Origin of the sequence: Bartonella sp. AC535YNZD (assembly GCF_042196625.1) — a bacterium.
Lineage (GTDB): Bacteria > Pseudomonadota > Alphaproteobacteria > Rhizobiales > Rhizobiaceae > Bartonella.
This window is the reverse complement of the sequence record NZ_JBHIQP010000019.1, coordinates 1-18,431: the sequence shown is the minus strand read 5'-3', so window position 1 is coordinate 18,431 and position 18,431 is coordinate 1. Positions and strand designations below refer to the sequence as shown.

The 18,431-nt window shown below is 37.4% G+C and carries 15 protein-coding genes and 3 pseudogenes; 4 read left to right on the top strand and 14 right to left on the bottom strand.

The annotated features are described in order from the left end of the window. From ACFIM8_RS08355 to ACFIM8_RS08345, 3 genes and pseudogenes are all read left to right on the top strand, one after another. On the top strand, nt 1-430 hold a 430-nt coding region (locus ACFIM8_RS08355; protein ID WP_375607433.1), incomplete at its 5' end, for a toprim domain-containing protein. Next, a pseudogene (locus ACFIM8_RS08350) lies at nt 427-2,033 on the top strand (YfjI family protein). The gene ACFIM8_RS08355 and the pseudogene ACFIM8_RS08350, both read left to right, overlap by 4 nt. Nucleotides 2,034-2,690: 657 nt before the next feature. Then, a complete protein-coding gene (locus tag ACFIM8_RS08345) occupies nt 2,691-7,679 on the top strand; it encodes a DEAD/DEAH box helicase (RefSeq protein ID WP_375614771.1) in 4,989 nt (1,662 codons plus the stop codon). 1,392 nt (nt 7,680-9,071) lie between these two features. Here the strand turns inward: ACFIM8_RS08345 and ACFIM8_RS08340 are convergent. The 14 genes and pseudogenes from ACFIM8_RS08340 to ACFIM8_RS08275 all read right to left on the bottom strand — a co-directional run bounded on the left by ACFIM8_RS08340 (nt 9,072) and on the right by ACFIM8_RS08275 (nt 17,900). Further along, nucleotides 9,072-9,197 carry a hypothetical protein gene (locus ACFIM8_RS08340; protein WP_375607432.1) on the bottom strand — a complete coding sequence of 42 codons (126 nt, stop codon included), beginning with the start codon at nt 9,195-9,197 and terminating at the stop codon, nt 9,072-9,074. Nucleotides 9,198-9,306: 109 nt separating this feature from the next. Continuing rightward, nucleotides 9,307-10,239: a DMT family transporter gene (locus tag ACFIM8_RS08335; protein ID WP_375607431.1), complete on the bottom strand. Its 933-nt coding sequence runs from the start codon at nt 10,237-10,239 to the stop codon at nt 9,307-9,309. A gap of 11 nt (nt 10,240-10,250) precedes the next feature. Continuing rightward, a pseudogene (locus ACFIM8_RS08330) lies at nt 10,251-10,993 on the bottom strand (SDR family oxidoreductase). A 164-nt stretch (nt 10,994-11,157) separates the two neighbouring features. Further along, nucleotides 11,158-11,730, bottom strand: a complete 573-nt coding sequence (locus tag ACFIM8_RS08325) for an HAD family hydrolase (RefSeq protein WP_375607435.1) — start codon at nt 11,728-11,730, stop codon at nt 11,158-11,160. A gap of 270 nt (nt 11,731-12,000) precedes the next feature. Then, on the bottom strand, nt 12,001-12,387 hold the full coding sequence (locus ACFIM8_RS08320) for a hypothetical protein (protein ID WP_375607430.1): 387 nt from the start codon (nt 12,385-12,387) through the stop codon (nt 12,001-12,003). Nucleotides 12,388-12,681: 294 nt separating this feature from the next. After that, nucleotides 12,682-12,843 carry a hypothetical protein gene (locus ACFIM8_RS08315; RefSeq protein WP_375607429.1) on the bottom strand — a complete coding sequence of 54 codons (162 nt, stop codon included), beginning with the start codon at nt 12,841-12,843 and terminating at the stop codon, nt 12,682-12,684. Nucleotides 12,844-12,854: 11 nt separating this feature from the next. Continuing rightward, entirely contained in the window at nt 12,855-13,658 is an 804-nt protein-coding gene (locus tag ACFIM8_RS08310; protein ID WP_375607428.1) for an AfsA-related hotdog domain-containing protein, read from the bottom strand. Nucleotides 13,659-13,949: 291 nt separating this feature from the next. Then, nucleotides 13,950-14,183 (bottom strand): hypothetical protein, encoded by a 234-nt coding sequence (locus ACFIM8_RS08305; RefSeq protein WP_375607427.1) that lies wholly within the window; start codon nt 14,181-14,183, stop codon nt 13,950-13,952. After that, a complete protein-coding gene (locus tag ACFIM8_RS08300; RefSeq protein WP_375607426.1) occupies nt 14,158-14,571 on the bottom strand; it encodes a hypothetical protein in 414 nt (137 codons plus the stop codon). Before ACFIM8_RS08300 ends, ACFIM8_RS08305 begins: the two co-directional genes overlap by 26 nt. An 86-nt stretch (nt 14,572-14,657) precedes the next feature. Further along, entirely contained in the window at nt 14,658-15,101 is a 444-nt protein-coding gene (locus ACFIM8_RS08295) for a carboxymuconolactone decarboxylase family protein (protein WP_375607425.1), read from the bottom strand. Then, nucleotides 15,073-15,354: a carboxymuconolactone decarboxylase family protein gene (locus ACFIM8_RS08290; protein ID WP_375607424.1), complete on the bottom strand. Its 282-nt coding sequence runs from the start codon at nt 15,352-15,354 to the stop codon at nt 15,073-15,075. The genes ACFIM8_RS08295 and ACFIM8_RS08290 overlap by 29 nt, the downstream gene beginning before the upstream one ends. An 878-nt stretch (nt 15,355-16,232) precedes the next feature. Further along, a complete protein-coding gene (locus tag ACFIM8_RS08285; RefSeq protein ID WP_012231665.1) occupies nt 16,233-16,505 on the bottom strand; it encodes a type II toxin-antitoxin system RelE/ParE family toxin in 273 nt (90 codons plus the stop codon). Nucleotides 16,506-16,509: 4 nt separating this feature from the next. Continuing rightward, entirely contained in the window at nt 16,510-16,728 is a 219-nt protein-coding gene (locus ACFIM8_RS08280; RefSeq protein ID WP_375607422.1) for a TA system antitoxin ParD family protein, read from the bottom strand. 488 nt (nt 16,729-17,216) lie between these two features. Continuing rightward, nucleotides 17,217-17,900: a DNA adenine methylase gene (locus tag ACFIM8_RS08275; protein ID WP_375607434.1), complete on the bottom strand. Its 684-nt coding sequence runs from the start codon at nt 17,898-17,900 to the stop codon at nt 17,217-17,219. A gap of 149 nt (nt 17,901-18,049) precedes the next feature. Between ACFIM8_RS08275 and ACFIM8_RS08270 the strand changes: the two are divergent. Beyond that, nucleotides 18,050-18,431 (top strand): annotated as a pseudogene (locus tag ACFIM8_RS08270) (Arm DNA-binding domain-containing protein); the annotation flags it as partial.

The following is an 18,431-nucleotide window of genomic DNA, read 5'->3' as shown; positions in this document are numbered from 1 at the left end:
TGTTAAGGGGGCTGGTTCCTTTGCCATTCATAGAACCTTTTTAAAAGACAATGGCTGCAAAACAGATCAAAAACCAGAAAAAGCTATGTTGGGATCTGTCACGGGTGGTGCTGTGCATTTAAGCCAAGACAATCCCAAACATCTGGTCATTTGTGAGGGCATTGAAACCGGCCTGGCTCTACTGTCTGGGTTGTTAACAGAGCCCGTGAATTTATGGGCGTCCCTTTCAACTCATGGCATGATGCATGTGAATTTACCCAAAACCAAAGCCCGTCTGACAATTGCAATGGATGGCGATGATGCGGGGCGTAAAGCAGGTTTTACCCTCGCTGCACGTGCCTATAGACAAGGCTTTGAGGTTTTTATCATGCAAGCCCCCTACGGTCTAGATTTCAATGATGTTTTGATACTAAAAGGTATAAATAAATGAGAGAGAATAAAAACAATATTATAGATACCAACAATCAAAATGTTTCATGCAATGATAACGATAATGGCTCTTTAAATGATAAGACTTGTTTAGAAGCCATTCCTTATAAACAAGCATTGCAACAAAACGGTTGGGGGGAATTAAAACCACTTGAATATACTCTCTTACCCGTCGAGTCTTTTCATGCTGCGCAAATGCCTTTAACTTTAAGTCGCTATATTTATGACGTTTCTGACCGTCAACAAGCGCCTCTCGATTTTGTGGCTGTCGCTGCTTTGTGTGGCTTGGCTGCTCTCATCGGCAATGGCGTGCGGATTGCTCCAAAACAACATGATGATTGGAAGATTGTCCCTAATCTCTGGGGCGCTCTTATTGGTCAACCTTCAACCATGAAAACACCTACCATGCAAGCCGCTTTAACTCCTATCACTTGCCTTCAAAAGAAATGGTATAAAGACTGGCTAAAGCAGAAAGAGAGACAAGAAATTGAAGAGATACTTGAAACTTTAGACAAGTCTGAAAAGAAAAAACAAGCCCATAAAGCAATAAAAAAAGAGATCTTGAAACAGCCCATGCTCTTTTGTCTGAAACCCTCTCTAAAGACAATGCGCGTGATGATGATGTCTCTCGTTTTATTGTCAATGATGTGACCGTTGAAAAGCTTGGGGAACTTTTAAAAGAAAACCCCCGTGGTCTCTTGATGGTGCGTGATGAATTATCCGGTTTCTTAACAGATATGGAACGGAAGGAATATCAAACAGACCGTTCCTTTTATTTGGAAGCTTTTAATGGAGATGGTCAATTTACTTATGACCGGATTGGGCGTGGAACCATTTTTATTCCCAATGCAACCGTCTCTATTATAGGGGGCATTCAACCCTCTCGCATTCTGCCCTTTATACGCAATGTTTTATATGGCAAAGGCAATGATGGTTTCTTACAACGCTTTCAAATGCTTGTCTTTCCCGATGAGACAAAAGATTGGAAATGGGTTGATAGACCGCCCAATCAAGAGGCATGGGAAACTTATGAAGGGGCATTTCGTTCTCTTTATGATAACCCCCTTGGTTCACCAGAACACCCTCTTGTGATGCGCTTTTCTGCTGAAGCTCAAGAGATCTTTCGTGAATGGATGCAAAAGATTTTTAAAGAAGCCAAAGAGAATAACCTTTCTGAAAGCTTACAATCGCATCTTTTGAAAATGCCTAAAACCATAGTAAGTCTTGCATTGATTTTTGAATTAACCGAAGGGGGGCGTTTTGAAATCAATAAAGATGCTCTTCAAACAGCCTTGCGATGGGAAAAATATTTGTTAAGTCATGTCAAAAGGCTCTATGCGGCGGCGGATAGCTTAGCAACAGAGGGGGCAAAATTGATTGTCGAGCGCTGTGATCATTTACCCGATGTCTTTACTTTACGTGATATTCATCAAAGAAGTTGGATCAGTTTAACAGATAATAGAGCCGTTAAGCAAGCTTTAGAGCTCTTATGTCGTTCCAATCATATTCGTCAAATATCAGTGGAAAATAGCTCTCAAAGCGGTCGACCTACCATACGCTATGAATGGAATCCTTTCGTTAAAAACAACAGCATAAAACAATGAAGTCATTGTAATCTTTTGTTATTCTTAAAACCTTCAAAGATCTTATCGTACCAACAGAGGGTTTACGAATTATCTTTGAGGTTTTTTGTTTTATCATTTTTTAAAGAAGAAACATGCTCCTTTTACCTTGTATCAAAGATATCCAAAATACAATCTCTATAGGTTTTGACGGGGTTTTGAGTTTTGAGGGGTGCCCCTTTTAGATAAAAAAACGATAAAAAATAAAAACATTATTTTTCAATGTGTTAAGATTTTACATATCTTAAAAAAACAACCTCTATTGATAATGCAATCTATAAATTCAACTAATAATATACGTTTTGAGGGGGTTTTGACGGTTTTTACACCTTCAAAACCTATAAGCAAAACTCGTAATAAAACTCATCAAAATACTCATTCTGATATTTTAAAGCACATAGTTCATTTGTCTTTTTTATCATAAAACGAATAGCAAATTTTACTACTTTGCTGATCTACTCCATGTCATGGGCTGTTGATAAACAGCTTCTAAAAAAACCTTTTGAAAAAATATCGGCTTTTTTTAGCAGTTTTTTCCCATTTTTATCGTTATTTGCTTTAAGTCAATTTGATTGAATTCGTTTTGATTCTTTTGATGGTTATTGATCATCTCATAAGGCAAGGGATTTTTATTACAATATGCTGCAATCTATTAAGTATGATAACAAACACGTCACTTTACGTTCCCTTTTACAATCCTATCGTGAACAGGCAACATCAAAGGCTCTACGGGGGAAAGTATTTGAAGATTTTGTGACAAAATATCTTATGTATGACCCTCTCCACTATGGGAGATACGAAAAAGTTGAGAGCTATTATGAATGGGCTAAAGAGCGTGAAGGTTGGAATAAAAATGATATCGGTATTGATCTGGTTGCCAAGCTTCGTCATCAAGAGGGCTATGTCGCTATTCAATGTAAGTTTTATCAAGCAGATCATCAGATCAGTAAAAAGGATATTGATAGCTTTATCGCGGCATCTGGAAAAGACATCTTTAAATATCGTCTTCTCGTTGATAGTACGGAAGTGGAATTAAGTGACAATGTGAATGCCATGATTAAAGGACAAGCGATACCCGTTTATCGCATTGACCTTCGTCATATGGAAAACAGTCGGATAGATTGGCAAATATTTGCTACAAAACAAGAAGTTTTTCTAAAATCAACAAAAAATCCTCGTCCCCATCAAGAAGAAGCCATCAAGAAAGTCTGTGAAGGTTTACAAGAAGCAGACCGTGGCAAGCTGATTATGGCATGTGGAACGGGCAAAACTTTCACCAGTTTGAAGATAGCAGAAACCCTTGCTGGGAAAGGAAAGCGTGTTTTGTTTCTGGTGCCTTCTCTGGCTTTAGTCTCACAAACAATCCGTGAATGGACAGCCGATGCACAAATCCCGTTGCGTTCCTTTGCTGTGTGTTCGGATACGAAAGTAGGCAAGCGTCGCAAAAACCAAGATGATATTGTTGGTATGGAAACATCAGATCTTGTTCTCCCTGCTACTACGGATGCTCAAGCCCTTGCCAAAGAAGCTTGTGAAAACCTAGCAGATGCAATGACGGTAGTCTTTTCAACTTACCATTCTATCCAAGTGATTTCGGATGCACAAAAAGATCATGGATTACCCGAATTTGATTTGATCATCTGTGATGAAGCACACCGTACGACGGGGGCTTCATTGGGAAGTGAAGACAATGAATCTGACTTTATCAAGGTTCACGATAACAGCATCATTTGGGGCAAAAAACGTCTGTATATGACAGCAACGCCTAAAATCTTTAGTGACACTGCTAAAAGGCGCGCTGATGAGATTAATGCCGTTCTCGCATCTATGGACGATGAAACGCTTTTTGGAAAACAACTTCATCATTATACCTTCGCGGAAGCTGTCGATAATGAACTGTTAACTCCTTATAAGATTGTGGTCTTGGGTATTAATGAAACCTATATCACACCAGCCATACAAGAGATTATTGCCAATGAAAACCATGAAATTGATTTAGATGATGCGGCAAAAATTATTGGCTGTTATAGAGCCCTTACCAAAATAGATAAGCAAGCTGCTGTTGATGATGATGATACAGAGCCCATGCAATGTGCTTTAGCTTTTTGCAAAGATATCAACACCTCTGAACATATTACAAAGCTCTTCAATAAAATTATCAAATCTCATATTGATGATTTCCTTCAAACCGTTCCCTTTCTAAACTGCGAAGTAAGACATATTGACGGGACGCAAAGTGTCAAAAAACGCAATGAAGAATTGGATTGGCTTAAAGAAGATGCGGGGCAAAATGTTTGTCGGATTTTAAGCAATGTTCGGTGTCTGTCTGAAGGGATTGATGTCCCTGCTCTTGATGCCATCATGTTTTTACACCCGCGCAATAGCCAAGTCGATGTGATACAGGCGGTAGGGCGTGTGATGCGTCGTGCTCCAAATAAGAAAACAGGCTATATCATTTTACCCATTATCATTCCTTCACGCTTAGAAGCCAAAAAGGCTTTAAAAAACAATAAGAGATACCGTGTTGTTTGGCAAGTTTTGCATGCTTTACATTCTCATGATGAGAGACTTGCTAGAACAATTAATCAAATGTCTTTAGGACAAGATAGCAGCCATACGATTGAGATTATAGAGATTAAGCGTGCCGATGAATTAAAAGAACTCACCACAACGGTTGATGAGATCTCAATACCATCAAAAGCAGAAAGTTCTGGGCATAGCATTGGAACAGCAGAAAGCAAATCTCAATCGGTATCTGGAGGACAAGGAGACTTATTCCCCCGTTCTGAATTTTTTGATTTTGTCAAAGCCATTTTTCTGGATAGTTTTAAAATCACGGATTATTGGGAAAATTGGGCGGGTAATGTTGCTGAGATTGCTCAAAACCATATTACGCATCTTCAAAACCTACTTGCTGATGAAAGTAGTGAAGCCTTTCATGCTTTTGATGCCTTTCATAAGGAATTAAAGAACAACGTCAACAGTGAAATCAAGCAAGAGGAAGCGATTGAGATGCTTGCACAGCATCTTGTCACGCGTCCCGTATTTAAAGCCTTGTTTTATGGCAATGAATTTGTACGGAACAATGCCATTTCGCAAGCCATGGAAAAAATCTTAGCTGAATTGGATAAAACCAATATCGAAGAGAAAACGAAAAATCTTGATAAATTTTACAAAAGTGTCACGTTCTGTACAGCAGGCATTACCAAAACGCATGCCAAACAGAATCTTATTATCAAACTTTATGAAAGTTTTTTTGCCAAGGCATTTAAGAAAACCACGGATAGGCTTGGAATTGTTTATACGCCCGTTAAGGTTGTTGATTTTATCATTCATTCTGTTGATGATGTGTTGCGGAATGAATTTGGCAAAAGCTTAGGGTCACGGGGTGTCTCTATTCTTGACCCTTTCACTGGAACTGGAACCTTTATCACACGGCTTTTACAATCTAATCTCATCAAACCAGAGGATATGGAATACAAGTTCCGTCATGATATCCATGCCAATGAGATTGTCTTACTCGCTTATTACATAGCAGCGATTAACATTGAAACGACGTATCATAGTCTTATGAAAGGTGAATATATTCCTTTCAAGCATATTGGTTTGGCTGATACGTTTCAGACGCTTAAAGAAAAAAACTTGATCGACGGTATACTCAAAGAAAACAGTGAATATTTGGAACATCAGAAAAATCTAAATATTAAAGTTATCTTTGGTAACCCCCCTTATTCAGTAGGACAAAAGAATGAAAACGATAATGCAAAAAACACCCCTTATCCTATCCTAGATAATCGTATTCGTGAAACCTACGCTGCTCAATCTAAAGTAACGAATATACGAGCGCTTTATGACAGTTATATTCGTGCTATACGCTGGGCAAGCGACCGTATTGATAATGCTGGGGTAATCGGCTTTGTTTCTGGCTCTGGTTATATAGAAAAATCGACAATGGACAGTTTACGAAAATCTTTAGCCAAAGAATTTACGAGTATTTATGTGCTTAATTTACGAGGGGATCTTCGCAAAAATATGTTAAGCAATGGAGTGGCTCAAGAAGGTGAAAATATTTTCGGCAATGGTAGTATGACCGGTATCGCTATAACGCTCTTTATCAAAAAGCCCAATGTGACTGAATCATGTAAAATTTACTATCACGACATTGGTAGTAATCTTACAACTAAAAGGAAACTTGAGATCCTTGACGAATTTTACAGTATTGATGGTATTACCCATGAACAAGGCTGGCAAATAATTACACCGGATGAACATGGTGATTGGATTAACCAACGTGATAACAGTTTTGAAACATTCTTAGCTATAGGTGATAAGAAACCTCATAGCACAAAGCTCTTTGAGACTTATTCTCGTGGTATTATGACCAGTCGTGATCTTTGGGTTTATCACTCAAGTTATAAAGCTTTAGCTAACAACATGAGTAATATGATTACGTTCTATAATAACGAAGTGGAACGTTTTAATAATGCTTATGGACATGTTGATCGCAAGATACATAAAAATGCTGTAAATAATTTTATCAATTCGGATGAAAGCAAAATTAGTTGGAGCCATAATCTCAAACGAGACTTAGAAAAAGGAAAGATTTTTAACTTTGAAGATGATTGCCTCACGCAAAGCCTTTATCGTCCTTTTACCAAGCAATGGCTCTATTATAATCGTGATCTCAACGATGGTGTTTACCGAATGCCACGGATATTTCCAATAGGAAAAGTGGTTGAAAATAGGGTAATACAAGTTTCTTCTATGGGAGCACGAAGTGGCTTTTCTGTATTGATGATTAAGAATTTGCCTGACGTATGTGTAATTGATAACAGTCAATGCTTTCCAAGATATATCTACGAAAATGTTATATTTTCAAAAGAGAGAAATAAAAGTGAGAGACAATCCTATTTATTTACAAACTCTATAGAGGAAAACAAAACAGCTGGTTTACAGAGACGTGATGCTATTACTGATGAAGGTCTAGACCATTTTAAAGCCGCTTATCCTAATGAAACTATCACTAAAGATGATCTATTCTATTATGTTTATGGGATTTTCCATTCAAAAGATTATCGTACACGTTATGCACATAATTTATGCAAAGAATTGCCTCGTATCCCTTGTGTAAAGAGTGCTGATGATTTTTGGAAGTTTGTGACAGCAGGGCGTGAACTGGGTCATTTGCACGTGAATTACGAAAGCATAGAACCTTATCCAGTGACCTTTAAAAAGGGTAATCCAAAACAGACAGAGATCTCTAATCCCGAAAAGTTTTATTATGTGACTGAAATGAAATTCGCAAAAGCAGCTAAAGAGAAAGGAAAATCCGAAAAGGATAAATCAACAGTTATTTATAATAGCAATATTACAATGACAGATATCCCTAAGGAAGCTTATGAGTATATAGTCAATGGTAAACCCGCTCTTGAATGGGTTATGGGGCGTCAATGCGTTAAAACAGATAAAAAGAGCGGTATTGTGAATGATGCTAATCGCTATGCTGTTGAAACCGTTGGCAACCCTGCCTACCCTCTAGAGTTATTTCAAAGGGTTATTACCGTAAGTTTAGAAACCATGAAAATCGTGAAAAACTTACCAAATTTGGTATTAAGAGAAACTGAATAACTTATAAAGCATGCTCACATAATGGGTATGATAAACGCATAAGGGGTATAGAGCTTATAACCATAATCTATACCTCTTTTTGTTAAGTTGATTAGATACAATCTCTAAAAGGAGTGTTTATATGCGTTATTCTAAAAAGAAATCCCATCTTAAAGTGAATAGGCTTCTTTTACATTGCCTTTAAGAGGTTATACCGTAATCTAAAATGATAGCTTTATTGTTTTCAAAAGCTTTGTTTAAAAAGAGTTATGTATATTCATTTTCTTATATTACTTATAGGTTTTGTAGGTTCTTAAAACCCCCAAAACCCCTACAAAACCCCTTTTTATATATATTATAGATTGTATTTAATATAGGTTGTTTCTTTAAAACATTAACGCATTGAAATATAATGATTTTTATTTTGGATTAAAAAATAAAATAATACGTACAAAAAACACCCCCAAAACTCATAACCTAATGATCTTGATAGCATTTCTTATGAGTTACAAACCATCTTTTGAAAGGCTTTAAAGGATCACATGATTTTCATAAAGCACGTTGTAATCATTCTATAAATCATAAGGTTATCATTCAAAAGAACTGATAAAATTCATAAAAAGGATTTTGATAACGTAATCAGTTTTTAATTTCATATGCTTTTCATAAGACACGTTTTAATGACTCATTAAAATGATCACTTTTGTCAGTTCAATTTACTGACACATAACTGACAAGTTTTAATCAATTCACATCATTGGCTATCTTTAAAGATTGTACTCTTGATATAAGTTATGTTTTAAAGATATTAACATATTGAAATATATTGATTTTAATTTTTTACCATTCAAAAAAAATAATAGAGGGTCTAAAAAGAACTGACAAAACTGACATCACTGACAAAAGCCTATTAAAAGGAATTTTACTGATCTCTATAATGATCAATCTCTCTTTAGATGTTTTCATAACAGTCTATAAATTACAATTATCCTACTTATCGTTTCTCTTATGAAAATGAAAAATTGATGCCATGGCTATAAAGCATATAACAGCTATAGAAAATGCGTAAAAACAGCAGCTTCAAATAACTAAACTGTAAATGAACGCATTGATTATAAAGAGAGCACCTATAAGAGGCTATTAAATTTTAAATGTATTATAAACAAAATTCACAAAAAAATTTAAATTCATTTAGTAAAAAAACTGATAGGTTATAAAGATAAAAATACGCATTATGAGAGCCTTTTTAAATATTATAAATGTATAATTCAAAAAACAGCGCAATCGTTTCTAAATCCCATAATATAGCTTTAAACGCATATAAATATAAAAGAAGCAATTCATAAGCATAAGATATTATCAATACACAACGTATTTAAAAAATACAAAAAAATATCAAAAAAAGATAAAATATTATTTGACAATAAATACGTATTTTTTTATATGAAGACGGTACGCTAATTTTTGTATTGTTATCCCCATTTCTTCTAAAAAAGCTACTTTTAGAACTTCACTAGAATGGGCGGGGTTATGCGTCATTTGTTTTCATTCCTTTCATCAATGGTAATCTTGATAATCAACAAGCTTCACATCTGTTCCGATAAAGCGAAAAATAACACGCCAATTTCCATTCATCTTAAAAAGTATATTACTCTTTATGCGCATTGGGAACGGCTTTTCTAGATCCTAGTAAGCTGAATATATAGCCTTGTCCGATTAGAACTCCAAAAATCGTAACAAAAACGCCTATGATTTGCATGATTTGAGGGATGAAGCCGAACAGGATTTGCACCAATAAGGCTGAAATAGGTACAAAATTGAAAAATATCGCCGTCTTACCCGGACCTCGGATCGCTATTCCAATATTCCAAAATAGGTAGGCTAAAACTGATCCTGCAACCCCCATCCAAAGGAGTGCGAATAAACTAGCGCCGGACATAGACATCGTTTCTTGAAGAGGGGATTCGAATAAAAAGGTTAGGACGCCAAGGGCGACGGTGCCAGAGAGCATCGTCCAGCTTGTTGTTTCAAGCGGGGTTGCGTTCTTGACAAATGACCGCGTGCCCACGGTATAGAACGCCCAACCAATGGAACCTAAAAGAATCATAATATCTCCTTTGGCAAAGGAAACATGGTTAGACAAAAATCTCCCATTTGTTATGACTAAATAGACCCCTAACATGCTAATGAGCATCCCTATAACCCTCTCACAGGTTGGGAAAGATTTATTCATGATAGCTTCAATAATATTAGCACTAATAGGGGTTGTCGCCATGATGAGGGAGGCTGTTATGGGATTTGACGTTTGCAAGCCAACAAATAAAGCGCCATTAAACCCTGCCACACCGATAATCCCTAGGAAAATATAAGAAATAAAATTTTGCGATAAAACATGCCACCGCAAGCCTTCTTTGAAAATCATAATTAAAAATATGGCGATTACGGCAATGAGAAACCGCTCAAAAGAAGCTGTCCATGGAGAAACAGTCGTTAAAGCTATCTTAGTGGCTTGGAAATTGGAACCCCAAAAAAAGGTTCCTACGAGGGTTAAGACAAGAGCTATTCTGGGCGTGATTTTCATTGGATAGATCCTTATATTTGATACCAAAGTGGAGCATCGAGACGTATAGAAGAAATTTGTGCGGTATTAGATGAGGAAAGAATAAAGTTGACCGCAGAAGCAATGTCATCTGGTTGAAGCATTTTGGCAAGATTCTCTGGAGGTATCTCTGGGAATCCTTTAAAATCGCGACGAAAAACCGTATTAACTTTATCAACTTGGATTGAACAAACACGAATATTTTGTGGCATTCCCCATAAGCGCAACCCACCACTATAGCCCTCTACAGCAAATTTAGAAGAAGAATATGAAATTAAAGAAGGATTGTATTCTACACCCCATATGGATGAAATATTTAAATATCGGCGCGAATCTCCTTTTTTAGATAGGGTAAAGTAGCAGCTATTATATAGAACATTCCTTTAATATTCACATCAAATGTTTCAGCACATTCTTGAGCATCAATTGTTTCTGGATCGCCACTATAACAAATGCTTGCTACATTAACTAAGACATCAAGACCACCAAATTCTAAGATAACCTTATGGACAGAAGAGTCAATGGCTTCTTTATCGCGGATATCAACAATCAATTTACATAAGCTTGCCGTATCGATGGAGGTTGGTAGTTCTATGTCAATGATGTCTGCACTTGCTACCTTATGACCATTTTTCAATAAGTTTAGAACAATTGCTTTACCGATGCCGCGAGCGCCTCCTGTGACTAAAATACGTTTCTGTTGTTGTGAGTAAATTCCGGTCGTGTTTTTTATCATTTCGTTTAGCATTTTCTATACCTGAAGTTGTAATCATTAATATTCAGCTAGTTTATTTTTAGCCATGCATTATGTATTACTGTATTATGTTTAATGTATTGAGTATTATTAAATTGTTTAAATAATAAGATAGCCTTAAAGTTTATTGTGATTAGGTTGAATAACTAAAGAACTGATATTTCATGTAAAGACGTCTCATTAAAAGGAAATACCTTTTTAGAGGAGAATGCTAGAGTTTGTGATTCTTTAGGTAGATTTAAACAGCGCCAACCATGCTTGTGAGCATACGCCTCAAGCAAAGGATCGCCAATAACAGCGACAGGATGACCTACAAGCTTCAGCATATGCTCATCGGAAATATCATCACCGTAGGCCCAGCAGTTCTTAAGGTCACCACCATGTTTTTCAATAAAATCCTGAATCGCAAGCGCTTTTCCAACGCCGATCGTTTGCGGAGGGACGAAACGGCCATTATATTTTTGCCCATCATGCAATAGTTTTGTGGCCAAGATGTAAGGTACACCTAGATGTTCTGCAATGGGGGCTAGAATTTCTATAAAAGAGCCGGATACTAAGACCGGCTCAATTTTTTGGCTATGATGGGATTTTAGTTCTGTTACTACTTCTTGGATTAAGAAAGTAGGATTAATCAACGCGCGCTTTGCCCAAGTTTCTGCACATCTTGTTACTTCTGCTACAGCACGTCCGGCAAAAAATTCATAAAAGAGACGGTTTATTACGCTGCGCGGACTCTGGTTATCATGGTGTGCACGTAAAATAGCAGTAGTATCTGCATATTCCTCTTGGTGAGCGTTGGTTGAAAAACCTAGCCAAGATTTATATCAGAAATCGTGGAAAGCGAGCATACTCTTGCTCCGAATAAGGGTGCCATCTACATCGAAGAATGCATACGCAAGACTCATTATTAATTTCTCCCTTCAAAAAAAATTAAATACTTTATAATGTTGTTTGTTCTTTATAAGCATGGATATGATTTATTCGTAATATTAATCCTTTGTTGTGAATTCCCAGAAACCTGTTTTTTTGAGCTTTAGCTGCGCGTGGACATCCCCTCCTAAGCCATACCATCCGATCGCACCGCCTCGATTCATTTGATAACTCATCCAAAGCAAGACGATATTTACTATTCGATTAGCAGAGGGATCGTTCACAGATGGAAACGGATTGGGTAATATTGCTTGATAAAAGGCATGCCCATCAGCATCTGCCAGTAGTATATTGGGAAGACCAAGTGGGCTGGGTCGTGTAGGTGCATGGGGATTCAGATCATGTTGCCGTAGTGCCATAATTGTGTAAAGACTGTTAGGAATTAACCCCAAAAATTCAAAACGAAAATGTCCTGTTCGTTGGTCGTTAGGGACGAAAACTTCCATGGATCCTTTCGCTTTACACCATTGTTCAAGGGTTATCGGCGCAGTAATCTTTCTACCATCTTGGTTTCGAGCGTCTGGTATTGGTACTTCATGGAAGCCATAGCTTGGCAGATAAATATTTTTCGCATTGGGGCATTGCGCTGGTGCAAATATTACTGGATAATTATTGCATGGTAATGGTAAGGGCAGAGTATGTAATACAAGAGAGGCATCACTACTAGAAAGAGGATCTGAAAGTTCTTTTATGATATCGTAGGGAGCATTCTTGCCGAATTCAGGAGTTACAGTAGAGGTTTATACCAAAGCTCTTCCCCACTCTGAGGTAAGTTCTCCATGGGAATTCATGCGATTGATTTGTCCAATAACAATAAAATTTCCCTTTTCATCCATTACTTCGCTCGGGGGATAAGTCGGTCCTTGTGTAGTCAAACTTAGTTCGTACATTATTGTTTTCATAGATAATGCCTCTACGCAAGATAAACATTTTCAAGGTTCTCAGCTTTCCGCGAGACAGAGTCCCTACCTGTTTGCTTGTTAAGAAATTTAATCGCTTGTTTGTGTTCATTCTTCTTTAGTTTTTCTGCATGATAAGCAGTAAACTGAAAGGAAAGAGTAGCGACGCTCGTGTCGCCTTGGTTAACTGATATAGTTATATCGAAGTGAAGGCGAGATAATCTGGATATATCGCTAGAGTTAATTCGATAGTTAAAAACAACGTCAAGAGGGAATACAAACCCTGTAAAATTGGCAGCCAGGCTATTTAACACAAAGTAATACAGCTCCGTCCAGTTATCTCCGATAAAATATTCCTCAGTAACTGCTAAAAACATTTGACGAGCTGCTTCAATCAACACCATACCTTGTATATGTTGTCCAGTTTGATGATCATTCATTAGTTCTGACCGTTCATCCAATATTAAGTGAGATTCAAAATTATGCTCATCTAAACGTTTCGGGTGAGAGATAATCGCATTTCTGATGTAGTGCTTATGACTTTGCAGGCGGCTAACGCGAAGTGGACGCTGTAGTAGAGGAGAAATATCAATCCCGTGGGCTGCGAGTGGATATAGTCCTTGGTCATAAAGAGCTTGAGCTTGAACTTCTGTTAACCCTTGATCGCTAACAAGTTGACTATTACTAGGTAAATTGGCAAAGGAATTTGTACGTATCATCTCTAAAATTTCCCCAAAAGTCTTAACGTTTTCATGTATACTAAATTCATGAAATTTATTGCCAACTATAAAAATTTTCTTATTAGATGTATTTTTCATTGTGCTCCCTGCCTCAAAATTATAACTAATTTTAACTCTCTTTTTATATCTCTTTGATTTATTTGAAATAAAAACATACTCTTCATAAAATTATTATATGGCTTTAAAAATCGGTAACTACGTTATTGATCAAATATAAGCAAAAATTTACCAAAATAATTACATTACTTAAAACATACATGGCTTTTCGGTAATATTATAGAAGAGTAAGCGCTCATTTTTAGCAATCACTACCCTCCACTCAAACCAAAAGCTGCAGCTTAGTTTTACAGCTGTCGCCGTAGTTCGTTGTTAATTAATAAAGCGTTTGTAAATTTTTGTATAAAGTCCACCTTCTCCACCCGTGATAAAATTGTCTCCGGCCTTTTTAATTATCTCTTGATAGCGCGGAGAAGAAAAAAGGCTCTTATAGATCTCAGGATCAACAGAAAAACCGGAGAGAAACATAACACCCAGCTCTGTACTAATGATGGAATGATAAGCAATAAACTCTTCAACCTCAGATACCTTGCGTACTAAGGTCAAAAATGGTTTTGTCTCGCCATTGGCGGTAGGAAGTAAAACGGCTTGGAGGAACCTCAATATGACGCAGCTGCAGATACGGTGTGCTAGGCAAAGACTGCTTGAGCACTTTTACCGATTCAACATAGGTCAAAAGTTGACGACGAAAGTCGTTCACAAGATCTTCTCCCAATAATTTTAATTCAAGCTCCCATATCCCCGGCAAGCTCTCAATCTGTTTTAATGAGGGCAAGGCTCTCAACTGCAGAACAGTCCTATTATCAAGAGATACAAACACCGTAGCCTGCTGCTCAGATTTTTCTGCTGTGATCTGCCTCCATTTCTTAGCTACTGTAAGAGTTTGGTTTTCTTTAGGATATATTTCTGTAATTAAAAGATACGGTGTAGACATTAAATTCTCCTTGAAATTAAGAAAAAAATTAAATTCGTAAGTATCACGCTTTTGATAATAATGATGTTGCTGGCAAATAAATTTCTCTATGTCTCCTTGCGTGAGGCAAAAACTTCTTTAGCAATTTCAACGACATTAATCGCTGCAGGAAAGCCTGCATAAGGAGCAATGTGAATTGCTAATTCAATCACCTGTTCGGGCGTGCCACCTACATTAAGCAGACCCTGTATATGCAGCTTCAGCTGTGGAATCGCAGTTCCTAACGCTGCCACCGTTATAATTTCCCGTTCAAAGAAGTTGAGGATATGCCGTGTGTAGATATCACCAAACCCAAACTCAACAACAAAACGAGCTAAGTCTGGAGCAATGCTACCCAGTGTCTTAATAATCATTTGTCCATCGGGGCCATCAATATGTTCTAGTGCCTTCAGTCCAGATTCGTAGCGATCCTCGCATACTAATGGCGAGCCGCAACTAGATATGAAGTCTAGTTGCTTTTCATCAAAGACCTCTTTTGCAGCAAAAAACACTATTTAAGGCTGCTGGAAACCCTGCATAAAGTGCCAATTGTATCATTACTTCAATCAGCTCAGCAGGACTACACCCAATATTAAGAGCACTGGTAAGGTGGAATTTGAGTTGCCGTCTTGCATTACCGAGAGTTGCAAAGATGGCAACGGTGGCAAGCTGCCGAATACGGCTTGTTAAGTGAGGTCGCTCATAAATTTCTCCATACACAAAAGAGATGATGAATTTTGCGAGATCAGGGGCAATATCGGCCATTTCTTCAAGAATTGAAGGGGTCTAGACCAATTCCATAGAGCGTAAACGCTCCACGCCCAATTCATAAGCATTTTTCTTATAATTTACAAATGTTTGTTCTTGCATGTAATGGCCCCCTCCCCACGGAGCTTTAGTTGGATAAGGCTTTTACTTTCCTTAAAAACTAAACCTTCAATTAAAATGCAATACCTTATCTCCTCTTGCGGACTTGCATTGCATGAATCGTTATCGTGCTTTAATATCCTAGTCAATCATTTTTGTAAATTTATTTTATATTATTTTTCATTTTTTACATTATAGGCAATCCTTATGAAGCTATAGCAGATAGTAAGGGATTTTTCTATGGCATTAATATTACGTTGATGCAGCAGGCACGTGTAGCCTTTCCAGACGTTGTACTTAAGACTGAGCTAAAATTAGCAAATTAAACCCTTCTTATTCGTATTTGCGCAAGAGAACTGAGGTGTAACTTGTTGAGCGTAGAAACACCATGCATGATTATGTGCGCATTGAGCTATAGGACTTAGTTGTATTTAGTATTTTGCGGCTTGAATTTACCGAGGAAAGTGCGAAGCGTTAAATTTATAACAGATGCTACTGACTTACCTATAATCTAATAAAGTTCTATCATGACAAAGCCATTTGTTGGGGTGTACGGAAGAGCTTTGTTTTTAACTCAAGTTAGAGGTATGTAATAGCAGATGAGCGCTGTACTCCTTTGCTGCAAAGTCCTCCAATCGGTTTAGCTAAAAATATTATGCCGCAATTAGGTGCCCAATATAGCTTGATCATGTCTATAAATTTTGGTTTAATACCTCTAGCACTGGAGAACTTTAGTAAAATTAATGCTGTGTGCCTCTATCAAGTTGTAAAATATATTATGCTTTAAGATCTCGGTAAAAATTTTCATGAGAGCCAAGTGCTAACAAGGTCAAAGTAATCGTGTGATCTTCATAGCTGTAAGCAAGCAGCGTCAATTGCTTGGCCATTTTAAATTTATAGACAAAAACACCAGAAAGATCACCTGTTTTGGCTTGACCAATGGTGGGCGTTTTCATAATGACGCGAACAGCTTGATCTAGATCTTGTTTTTGGTTGGCATGCAGTTTTTTGACAGTTTTTTTAAATGAATGGGTTTGTAAAACTTGCATAGATTCAGCCAAATTCGAATGCTGTTACATCGCCATGTGCATTTTCTTGTTGTCCAAGTAAGATTGCTTGAATAAATTGAAAGGAGAGATCTGGATTTTCTTCGGCTATTTTGCCCATACGCGACCAATATTCAATTTGCTTAGGAACCGAGCGGCTATAAACAGACGCGTAACGCTTAGCCTCATTAATGAGATCATCAGATAGTTTAACAGTTGTAGCCATGACTATACTCCTACCTTACAATAAGGTGGTAATATAGTTCAAAAGGTGTTAAAAAGCAACCTTTGAAACACAATAACCCTAGCAGATCTCTAACACAATTCCTTCTCTCACAGCCATCTTTCTTAATATCTGAAAGAAGAGAAAATAAAAGATAAATTTAGAACTAAATGATCGAGAATAAGCTCTAAAAAGGTTCGGGATAGGCAGAAAATAAGTTAAAAGAATCAACGGAATCAAAATTCCCGAACTTCTATATAATCTATTGATTTTATATAAATATAGCATTCCTACCCCCTCCGCCACAGCACTTTTGTCGTGCTATAAATTATTGATTCTATATGTCTTGTATGTAGCTTGTCAGCAGGTTTTGCAGCAATTCATTTTTAAAATTCACGTCTTTTTTAAAAAATTAAAGGGGTTTTCAAAGGGTCTTCAAAGACCTTTCAAAGATCATTTAAAGACCCTTTAAGGCAGCTTTTTCTCCTTTGCTAAAAGTCGCAATTTGAGATGATGAGCTCTTGAGCTGGAATTGGATTATTTGAACTGCATGTATAAGATATGGTGACCTCTTTTATCTTAAATGGGCTAAAGCTTTTGCGAATCTCCGGCACATCATTGAGTGACAGAAGAAACTTTCCCTTTAATTGTGCAAGCAGTGTGGACATCCTCTGATAATCCTCTCGCTTAAACAAATCCTTGCCATAGTAATCCTCAACACCCCAATAAGGCGGATCAAGGTAAAACAAGATGTTGGGACGATCATAGCGCCTAATAAACTCAAACCAATCTAAATGTTCAATGGTCACACCTGCTAAACGACGGTAAATAAGCTTTAAGGAGGCTTCAAGTTTGAGACTATTAAACCGTGCACCACGGTGTGGATCAATTCCAAACGTCTGTTTTGCCACTTTGCCACCAAAACTCAACCGCTGCAGATATAAAAACCGCAATGCCCGCTCTAAATCTGTCAGGGTCTTGGGATCTTGGGTGCGTAACCGTTCAAACGCCTCACGGCTACTCACCTGGAACTCCAACAGATCCATGAAAGAGTAATAATGGCGTTGCAACACCCGAAAAAAATTCACCACATCACCTGAACGATCATTGATCACTTCATATAAAGGAACTAATTTTCTCCTTAAAGATACAACATATTGATTTATAATGATAATCTATCGTTATTCATATTGAATGAGAGTCCCGAATAACCTAAGATTGTCTCATTTTAAATCAGTTTATATTGCTTCAATCAAAACCACTCATTTGCACATAACAAGTAGGATGAATGTGTGGATCAAATTTGTATAAGAAAGGATTTAAAATGGCTCTTATGAATCGTCTTAAGTGCCAAGGGCTGTCGCAACATTGGGGGCTGGCAAATATAATGATGGTGCTGGCTTGTTACTTCATAAGCGTAAAGATGGAGGTGCTCAATGGATTTTACGGTATACCCTTCACGGACGTCGTCGTGAAATGGGCTTGGGAGCGTTGCGAGATGTCTCTTTAAAACAAGCCCGTGAATTGGCAACTGGGTGGCGTTCGGTTTTACGTGAGGGGCGTGACCCCATTAAAGAACGCAATAAACAAAAGCGTGAGGCAATAAGCAATCTTCATTACTTAAAAGACATTGCCGTAGATGCTTTTGAAAGTCGGAAAGCTGAATTAAAAGATGATGGTAAGGCTTGTGATTGGTTTTCACCTTT